7 protein-coding genes are annotated in these 8,629 nt (G+C 40.3%); 6 read left to right on the forward strand and 1 reads right to left on the reverse strand.

Features of this window, described 5'->3' with window-relative positions; translation table 11 throughout:
* The 6 genes from BIZ36_RS19470 to BIZ36_RS19495 form a co-directional block, all read left to right on the forward strand.
* Positions 1-1,822, forward strand: a 1,822-nt coding sequence (locus BIZ36_RS19470; RefSeq protein ID WP_187459544.1) for a T9SS type B sorting domain-containing protein, incomplete at its 5' end; no start/stop codon positions are given.
* Positions 1,823-1,827: 5 nt separating this feature from the next.
* Positions 1,828-2,766, forward strand: a complete 939-nt coding sequence (locus BIZ36_RS19475; RefSeq protein ID WP_187459545.1) for a PorP/SprF family type IX secretion system membrane protein — start codon at positions 1,828-1,830, stop codon at positions 2,764-2,766.
* Position 2,767: 1 nt separating this feature from the next.
* Entirely contained in the window at positions 2,768-4,696 is a 1,929-nt protein-coding gene (locus BIZ36_RS19480) for an OmpA family protein (protein ID WP_187459546.1), read from the forward strand.
* Positions 4,697-4,769: 73 nt separating this feature from the next.
* A complete protein-coding gene (locus BIZ36_RS19485) occupies positions 4,770-5,807 on the forward strand; it encodes a COX15/CtaA family protein (protein WP_187459547.1) in 1,038 nt (345 codons plus the stop codon).
* A gap of 28 nt (positions 5,808-5,835) precedes the next feature.
* The gene (locus BIZ36_RS19490) at positions 5,836-6,330 is read left to right on the forward strand and encodes an IS1096 element passenger TnpR family protein (protein ID WP_187459548.1); all 495 of its coding nucleotides are present in this window, start codon (positions 5,836-5,838) and stop codon (positions 6,328-6,330) included.
* Between the two features lie 69 nt (positions 6,331-6,399).
* Entirely contained in the window at positions 6,400-7,458 is a 1,059-nt protein-coding gene (locus BIZ36_RS19495; RefSeq protein ID WP_187459549.1) for a nucleoid-associated protein, read from the forward strand.
* Between the two features lie 37 nt (positions 7,459-7,495).
* On the opposite strand, the gene BIZ36_RS19500 is transcribed toward BIZ36_RS19495, so the two are convergent.
* Positions 7,496-8,578 (reverse strand): hypothetical protein, encoded by a 1,083-nt coding sequence (locus BIZ36_RS19500; RefSeq protein WP_222937480.1) that lies wholly within the window; start codon positions 8,576-8,578, stop codon positions 7,496-7,498.
* Positions 8,579-8,629 lie beyond the last annotated feature (51 nt).

Here is an 8,629-nt window from a genome sequence, read left to right on the forward strand (position 1 = left end):
CCCCAATGCCGGGACCGATGGCACTTTGAGCATCTGTGAAGGGGAGACCGTTACCGAAGCACAACTTTTTGCCCGGTTGGGGAATTCCCCTGATTCCGGAGGAACATGGTCCCCTGCCCTTGCCGGTGCCGGAACCTATACCTATACCGTGGCGGCAATGTCGCCCTGTACCGTAGATGATACGTCCGAAGTGGTGGTCACCGAACAGGCTGCCCCCAACGCCGGGACCGATGGTGCTTTGACCATCTGTGAAGGGGAAACAGTCACCGAAGCACAACTTTTTGCCCGGTTGGGGAATTCCCCCGATTCCGGGGGGACTTGGTCGCCCGCACTTTCCGGTGCCGGAACCTACACCTATACCGTGGCGGCAATGTTGCCCTGTACCGTAGATGATACGTCCGAAGTGGTGGTCACCGAACAGGCTGCTTCCAATGCCGGGACCGATGGCACTTTGACCATCTGTGAAGGGGAAACAGTCACCGAAGCACAACTTTTTGCCCGGTTGGGGAATTCCCCCGATTCCGGGGGCACTTGGTCGCCCGCACTTTCCGGTGCCGGAACCTACACCTATACGGTGGCGGCAACTTCGCCCTGTACCGTAAATGATACCTCCGAGGTCGTGGTCACTGCACAGGCTGCTCCCAACGCCGGGACCGATGGTGCTTTGACCATCTGTGAAGGGGAGACCGTTACCGAAGCACAACTTTTTGCCCGGTTGGGGAATTCCCCCGATTCCGGGGGAACATGGTCACCTGCGCTCGCCGGTGCCGGAACTTACGTTTACACCTTAATCGGTAATGCCTGTTCCAATGGCACCTCACAAGTAGTAGTAATCGAAGAAAAACGTCCGGACGCGGGTACTAGTACTACTTTAGAATTATGCATGGGAGAGGTAGCTTCAACAAACCAATTGTTCAACCTATTACAAACAACGGACACTCGTGGTACTTGGAGTCCAAATCCCGAAGGAGCCTCAGAAGGCATTTTTACTTATTCGGTACCAGGTACTATTTGCTCCAGTTCTTCGGCGACCGTCACCATTACCCAATCAAATCTTGATACCGACGGTGACAGCGTATTGGATTGTCAGGAAAATATAGATGGTACTGATCCTAGTGATGATTGCCATTCCCTAAATGGAATGCCATTACCTCAAAGTGATTGTGATAACGACCAATTGACGGAGGAGGAAGAGGCCATGCTCGGTACCGACCCCAAAAATTCGGACACCGATGGGGATGGCGTCACTGACGGCATGGAAGTGACCGATAATACAGATCCCCTTGACTCTTGTGATTTCGTTGTAGTAAGCCAAACTGTGGAACCTTCACCAGAATGGAAAAATCAGGATTGCGATATGGACGGCCTAAACAATGAGGATGAAATGGAGAGAGGTACAGATCTTACCAATCCCGATTCAGATGGAGATATGATACTTGACGGTCAAGAAGTAAGCGATTATACGGATCCTCTTGATGCCTGTAGTTCAAAAGGTGGTACGGCCCCCTCCAACATTTCTTGTGAACTTTTTGTTGAATTAGACCTTGTAAAACCGGGAGATATTCTCAATGGATCATTTAGAATCATCAATATTGACCGTTTTCCTGACAACAAAGTGGAAATCTATAACCGCTGGGGAGTTCTAGTTTGGGAGACTACGGGCTATGATAATGAAAATAATGCCTTTGATGGAAAATCTATGGGAAGAATAACCATAATTGAAAACCAGAACTTACCGGCAGGCGTCTACTTCTATGAAATAAAATACGTTCATAAAGGTGAGGACAAAATGAAAAATGGGTATTTGTATTTAATGAGATAGAAAAGATGAAAAAAGCGCTTTGGTCTTTATTAATGTTACTTGTAGCACAAACTTTTATGTTTGGTCAACAAGATGCACAATTTACTCAATACATGTACAATACGTTGACGGTAAATCCTGCCTATGCAGGTTCTAGGGATGTTTTGGGAGTCTCCTTATTACATCGATCACAATGGATAGGCCTCGATGGAGCCCCGAGTACACAGACCTTCAACATTCAAGGTCCGTATAACGAACGCGTGGGGCTTGGGTTTTCCATTGTTCACGATGAAATTGGCAATAATACAAATCAAAACACCTATTTTGACTTTGCCTTTTCATATAGAGTGCCCACTTCGGAAAAGAATACCCTTTCTTTTGGATTAATGGCAGGAGGTCACATGCTAAATATAGATTTCAACAAGCTAAGGAATTACAGTGCAAGTTTGGCACCTTCGGTCGAAGAGGAACTTTACAAGCGTTTTTCACCAAATATTGGAGCAGGTATTTATTACCATAACAACCAATTTTATATAGGGCTTTCAGTCCCCGATTTATTGGAAACAGAACACTTTCAAAATCCCGAAGATGTCGGTACGGCCATATCGAAGGAAAAAATGAACTTCCACTTCATTTCAGGCTATGTGTTTGATTTGAATCCCTCATTAAAATTTAAACCGGCCACGCTGATAAAGGCAGTACCAGGATCACCTTTACAAGTGGATATTTCAGCAAACTTTTGGCTTCAGGAGAAATTTACCCTTGGGGCTGCCTATCGTTTAGATGCTGCCGTAAGTGGATTGTTCGGCTTTCAGATGGGAAAAAATTTCATGTTGGGACTCGCGTACGATCGTGAAGTTTCGTCCTTGGGCGGAACAAGATTTAATGATGGCTCTTTTGAAGTGTTTATACGGTATGAGTTTATAAAAGCAGAAAAAATTGATATTACCCCAAGATTCTTTTAAAATGGCTACAGGATTAAGATATCATATCGTTCTACTTTCTTTTTTTTGCTGGAGCAACTGTTTTTCACAAATAAACCCAAAAAAGGAAGCTGAAGATAATTTTGATCATTACGGACATATGTCGATGATAGAACCTTATCAAGGTCTTCTAAAAAAAGGATATAAGGAAACAGATATTTATAAAAAACTAGGGAACGCCAATTATCACAGTGCCAATTACGATGTGGCCAACTATTGGTACGAGAAATTGTTGACTAACCAAGAAGTGGCTATTTCGCCAGATTATTTGTACCGATATTCGCTGACCCTCAGATCTTTAAAAAGGTATGACGAAGCAGATGAATGGATGAACAAATTCAATCATATAAAATCCAATGATTCTAGGGCCAAGCGATACCGAGAAAATCCAGACTATCTAAAGAAAATCAAAATTCCAGAAGAACAATTCACGATATTCAATCTCGAGCATCTCAATTCTGCCGAATCTGATTTTGCGCCCTCATTCTACAAGAATCAACTTGTTTTTACCACAGCCAGGGACCTGGAAATGCAAAAGTACAACCCACTGCCCTACCTTAATCTTTATCAAGCTTCTTTAGATGCCAATCGAGAATCCATGGCAGTTTCCCAACTAGAGATAGATCTTAACACAAAGGCTAACGAGTCTACCACGGCCTTTTCCAAAGATGGTTCAACTTTATTTTTTACCCGTAACAATTATTCTAACAAAAAGTTTAAAAGGGACAAAAAAGGGATCAGCAGGTTAAAAATTTACAGAGTGAAAAGGGAAGGAAATTCTTGGAGCGCCCCTGAAGATTTACCCTTTAATGGTACCGACTACTCGGTCGCCCATCCAACCCTAAAAGCCACAGGTACAAAAATGTATTTTGCTTCCGATATGCCCGGAGGTAAAGGTGCCTCGGACCTCTACGAAGTTGCCATACATGCCGATGGTTCTTTTGGGGAACCAATAAATTTAGGAGCTCCCATCAATACAGAAGGCAAAGAAACCTTTCCTTTTATCTCGGAATCGGGGATACTCTATTTCGCTTCCGATGGGCATCCTGGCCTTGGAGGCCTTGATATCTTTAAGGTTGATGTTGAAAACAAATCTACTGATATTCAAAATCTCGGTAATCCCATTAACAGCTCTGAAGATGATTTTTCAATTGTTATGGATGCGAAGGAAAAAGAAGGATTCTTTGCCTCTAATCGGAAGGGAGGTCTTGGAAAAGACGATATCTACCAGATAACAAGAAATGATATTGAGTGTTTTACCTTTATTAGCGGTACGGCTTATGATAAGGATTCCGGACAACCGCTATCCGATACTCAAATATCTTCTCTAGACCATATGGGGTTACGAATTGGTGAAACCATAACGGCATCCGATGGTAGTTATACCATCCGAATTCCTTGTCAAGAAAAACAATATCAGATTATAGGTGATAAGGATGGGTATGAAACGGGCAGTCTCTTTATGCTTACCCTTACGGATCAGAAACAAATTAAAGGTACCCGCTTAGAACTGGAACAAAGTGAGAAGGTAGCTTCGGTAGGTTCAGATTTGGTAAAAATTTTAAAACTGACCCCCATCTATTTTGATTTGAACAGTTCATACTTGCGTAACGACGCCTACCCAGAGCTTGATAAAGTCGTAGACTATATGAGCAAACGACCTGACATTAAAATAGCCGTAGGCTCACATACCGATAGTAGGGAAAGTGATACTTACAATATGTGGCTATCCAAAAGAAGGGCTAAAAGAACTGTTGAATATATTATTTCAGAAGGGATTAGTGCCTCCCGGGTAACCGGAGAAGGATATGGCGAAACCCGCTTATTGAACAAATGTTCTAATGGCGTCAGATGTTCAGAAAAGGAGCATCAACTAAATAGACGGTCCGAATTTATTATAATGGAAAAATAAGATTCAATCTTAACTCTGGAAGGTATAAGATTTTTGCCCTTTGAGTAGTATTTTTGCATGTAGAAATGGACTCATGCAAAAAAGATTTAGAAAGTTAGCTAAAATTTCCTTGGTGTTGGTTTATTTGGTCATTGTTGCGGGCGCAGTGGTACGTATGACCGGTAGTGGAATGGGTTGTCCGGATTGGCCCAAATGTTTTGGTCACTATATTCCTCCAACAGATGTTGGTGAACTGCAATGGCACCCTAACACATTCTTTAAAAAAGGGCAGGTTATTATTGTTGATGAAAGTTTACAAGTAGCCATTGCGGACCTTACAACTTCCAACAATTTTACACCAGAAAATTGGGAGCCATACACTAAACATGACTATGCCAAATTTAATGTAGCCCATACATGGATAGAATATATCAATAGATTATTTGGTGCACTTGCCGGGCTGGCCACCTTGGCTTTAGGGTTTTACTCTTTTGCCTTTTTCAAAACGAAAAAGACTTGGGTGTTCTTATCTTGGCTTGTAGTTTTTGGGATGGGTTTTCAGGCTTGGTTGGGAGCCACGGTAGTCTATTCTGTCTTAGAACCGGCAAAAATAACTGTCCATATGGTTATGGCATTGGTCATAGTTGCCATGTTGCTCTATATCATCCACATGACCAAAACCAATGAAGAGGAGGCCGTCAATAAGAAAGTAAAAGTTTTTCCTTTAGCTGTCATAACTTTACTGTTGACACTATTACAAATTGTACTTGGTACCCAAGTTAGGCAATTAGTAGACCATCAAATTGATGTAGTAGGAGAGTTATCCAAAGACTTATGGCTATCAACGATTGATTGGAGATTTTATGTGCACCGTACTTTCTCACTGGTAGTACTTATTTTAAATATTCTCTTGGCACAACGTATCTATAAACACCAACTGAACTTTAGTAAAATTAATTGGATAATGGGTCTTATTTTACTTGAGATCATTACAGGTATGGCGATGTATTATCTAGATTTTCCATTCGCTACGCAACCATTACATCTGGTCCTTGCCTCACTTTTATTTGGTGTTCAGTTTTATCTGGTAATGGAAGCCTTAAGTTCTAGAAAACGATATAAATCTTTGTAACTTTGCATCCGCCCAAAAAGCAACTAATATGATTTATAAGATACGTATCATCTTGGATGCACAAGAAGATATTTTTCGCGATATTGAAATAGAGGCCAGTAACTCTATGGAAGAGTTTCATAATGCCATTGCCCAATCCTTTGGTTTTTTAGGCAGTGAGATGGCCTCATTTTACACCTGCGATGAGGAATGGAACCAAGATGAGGAAATTGCCCTTTTTGATATGAGCGAAAATGGTTCGGATGTTAAGTTAATGAACGAAACATTTCTGGAGGATGTTTTAACGCGTCATACTCCCAAACTTATCTATGTTTATGATTTTCTGAATATGTGGACCTTCTTTGTTGAACTGGCCGATATTGTGGAAAATGAACCAGGGCAATCCTACCCCAATCTGTTGTTCAGTTTTGGGGAACTTCCGGAAACCCCTCCGGAAAAAAACTTTGAATCTACTCCAAAATTCGATTTTGATGACACCTTGGACAATTATGACGATTTGGATTTTGATGAAAACTGGAACTAAAAAACCTTTAATCCAATTTAATTCTAGACTTCAACTGTTTTTTGAACTTTATTAGACACCTATTTACCTATGATCAATTTATATCCTACCCAAATTGAAAGCATTTCATTGCACCGCGTTGGCAACAAAAATAAAAGTGAGGGTATATTTCTATCGGCAGAACCATTTGCCCTAAATGATGAAACAACGGGACTTTTAAAAGAATATTTCTTCAAACCCTTTAGGGAAAAAGAAGAAAATTACTTTAGGTTTACCAATGAAGTAGATGTGGAATTTAATGAGTTGTGGAAAGTAGCTTCAAACATTTTCGGCGATCCTGATAGCACTCACGAAAACTCCAAAAGAATTGCCAGTCACCTATTTGAACAAAGCAATCATCCACATATAAAAAGTGGGGAAGTCTATGTGGCCTACCTTTCCGGTTTAATGCTGGATACTGAAAAAGTAGATGCCATAGGTATTTTCAAAAGTGAGCTGAAGCATGATTTTCTACAATTTGAAGAAAAAGGAAGTAACCTTGATATCGTAATTCAACAAGGTATCAACATTAACAAACTGGATAAAGGATGCCTTATCTTCAATACCAACAAAGAAGAAGGTTTTAAAATCCTATCCGTTGACAGTAACAGATACGACACCAAATATTGGTTGGAAAATTTCTTGGATGTTGAAGCCTTGGCAGATGAAAATTTCTACACTAAAAACTACCTTAAATTCTGCCAGAATTTTGCCAAGGATGTAGTACTGCCGGCCGAAGACAAACAGCAGGAGGTGCTGTTCATGAACAGAGCGGTCAATCACTTTGCCAAAAATGATTCTTTTGAGGAGAGTAATTTCTTAAATGAAGTTATGGAGAATCCTGAGTTTATCCCAGAATTCAAACACTATAAAACGGAGAAAGGCCCCAAGTATAGCATTGAGGACGTTTCTAATTTTGACATTGCGAATAAGGCGGTAAGTGATGCGCGGAAGAAAATTAAAAATGTCATCAATCTTGATACCAATATTCAGATTAAAATGGATTTCATTAACCCGGAATCTGCACAAAAATTTGTTGAAAAAGGATGGGATGAGGAACGTCAAATGTACTATTACCTAGTCTACTTCAATAAGGAAGAAAAGAGCTAACGTGCTAGATAAAATACTTAAAAACAACCCTATAGAGCTACTCCATAGGGTTTTGTTGTATTTTGATGTTTTGTTCTATAATTTGCTTCATACTTACATCTTCGTAATTTCTTCTAACGAAGTCAAGGGCCAAGTCCAAAACCTCGCCCATATTGTTACATTTTCTAAAATTAAGGTCTAAAGTGAGGTCATAAATCTGTTCTTTGAGCATGTTCACATTTTCCGGTGTAGATATATCATCTTGCTTAGCAATAGTCCTAAGTTTTCTAATCCTATTTCCAGAACTTAGAATTCTTTTAGCTACTATAGAGCGTTCCTCAAGTTTATACTGGTCTACGGAGTCTCGCAAAAGCTTGTTCCTCACCAATTCTACCATTTGAAAATTTTCCTTAAAAAACTGGGGACGGTACACCTTTAATTTACCTTCAAAACACTGCTGATCAAAGTCAATGGCCCTTATTCTATACACTACATGGTCAAAATCATGAACGGGTACGATAACGTAATTATAAGACCTCATATCACCTAATAACCGTATCATACAGCGTTCATTGAACTTTACGAACTCCTTCGCAAGCTGCGCCTTTTCAGACTCTGTACAGCTTGGTAACATATCCTTAATAAAAACGTCTCCAGGTATTCCGGCAATATGTTCCTCTATTAAAGTATCCTTGTAAACCAGAAAGTTTAGGTTATAGGGAGATAGCATATGCTCCAGTTCCAAGCCATAGATTCTAGAGGCATCGGTACGCTTTACATAAAAATAAGTAAAGTTGTCATTAAGGATGTTCCTAACCTTGATTCTAAAAGGTTTGGAGTTGCCAAAAGTGCAAAAATCCACTGCATCAACATTTAGGTACTGATGAATATAACTACTCCCATCAGAATGCAAAATGGAATAAACTTTCTTTAAGGAATTGTCTATTTCCTGGCGATCAAATTCAGAATAAAAAACACGTATCCACAAGGTATCTTCGTCATTGGAATCGTACACTACTACTGAACCGGAAAAACGTAGGAGATCCTCATAAAAAATAGGTATTTCACTTTTTCTGCTGTAGTGTGCCAAATATCCATCCAACTCTTTGGTAACGGGATACGCCGGCTTTTTTTTTGACATTAATCGTTCTTCAGACATATATTAAAATTTTTCCTACAAAATTCCTACAAG

It is taken from the genome of Cytophaga sp. FL35 (assembly GCF_014349235.1).
GTDB lineage: Bacteria > Bacteroidota > Bacteroidia > Flavobacteriales > Flavobacteriaceae > Euzebyella.

Bases quoted from the DNA above. Each gene is read 5' to 3' on its own strand.
- BIZ36_RS19475 (WP_187459545.1), top strand. From the start codon at position 1,828: ATGAAAAAAGCGCTTTGGTCTTTATTAATGTTACTTGTAGCACAAACT.
- BIZ36_RS19485 (WP_187459547.1), top strand. From the start codon at position 4,770: ATGCAAAAAAGATTTAGAAAGTTAGCTAAAATTTCCTTGGTGTTGGTT.
- BIZ36_RS19480 (WP_187459546.1), top strand. From the start codon at position 2,768: ATGGCTACAGGATTAAGATATCATATCGTTCTACTTTCTTTTTTTTGC.
- BIZ36_RS19490 (WP_187459548.1), top strand. From the start codon at position 5,836: ATGATTTATAAGATACGTATCATCTTGGATGCACAAGAAGATATTTTT.
- BIZ36_RS19495 (WP_187459549.1), top strand. From the start codon at position 6,400: ATGATCAATTTATATCCTACCCAAATTGAAAGCATTTCATTGCACCGC.
- BIZ36_RS19500 (WP_222937480.1), bottom strand. From the start codon at position 8,578: ATGTCAAAAAAAAAGCCGGCGTATCCCGTTACCAAAGAGTTGGATGGA.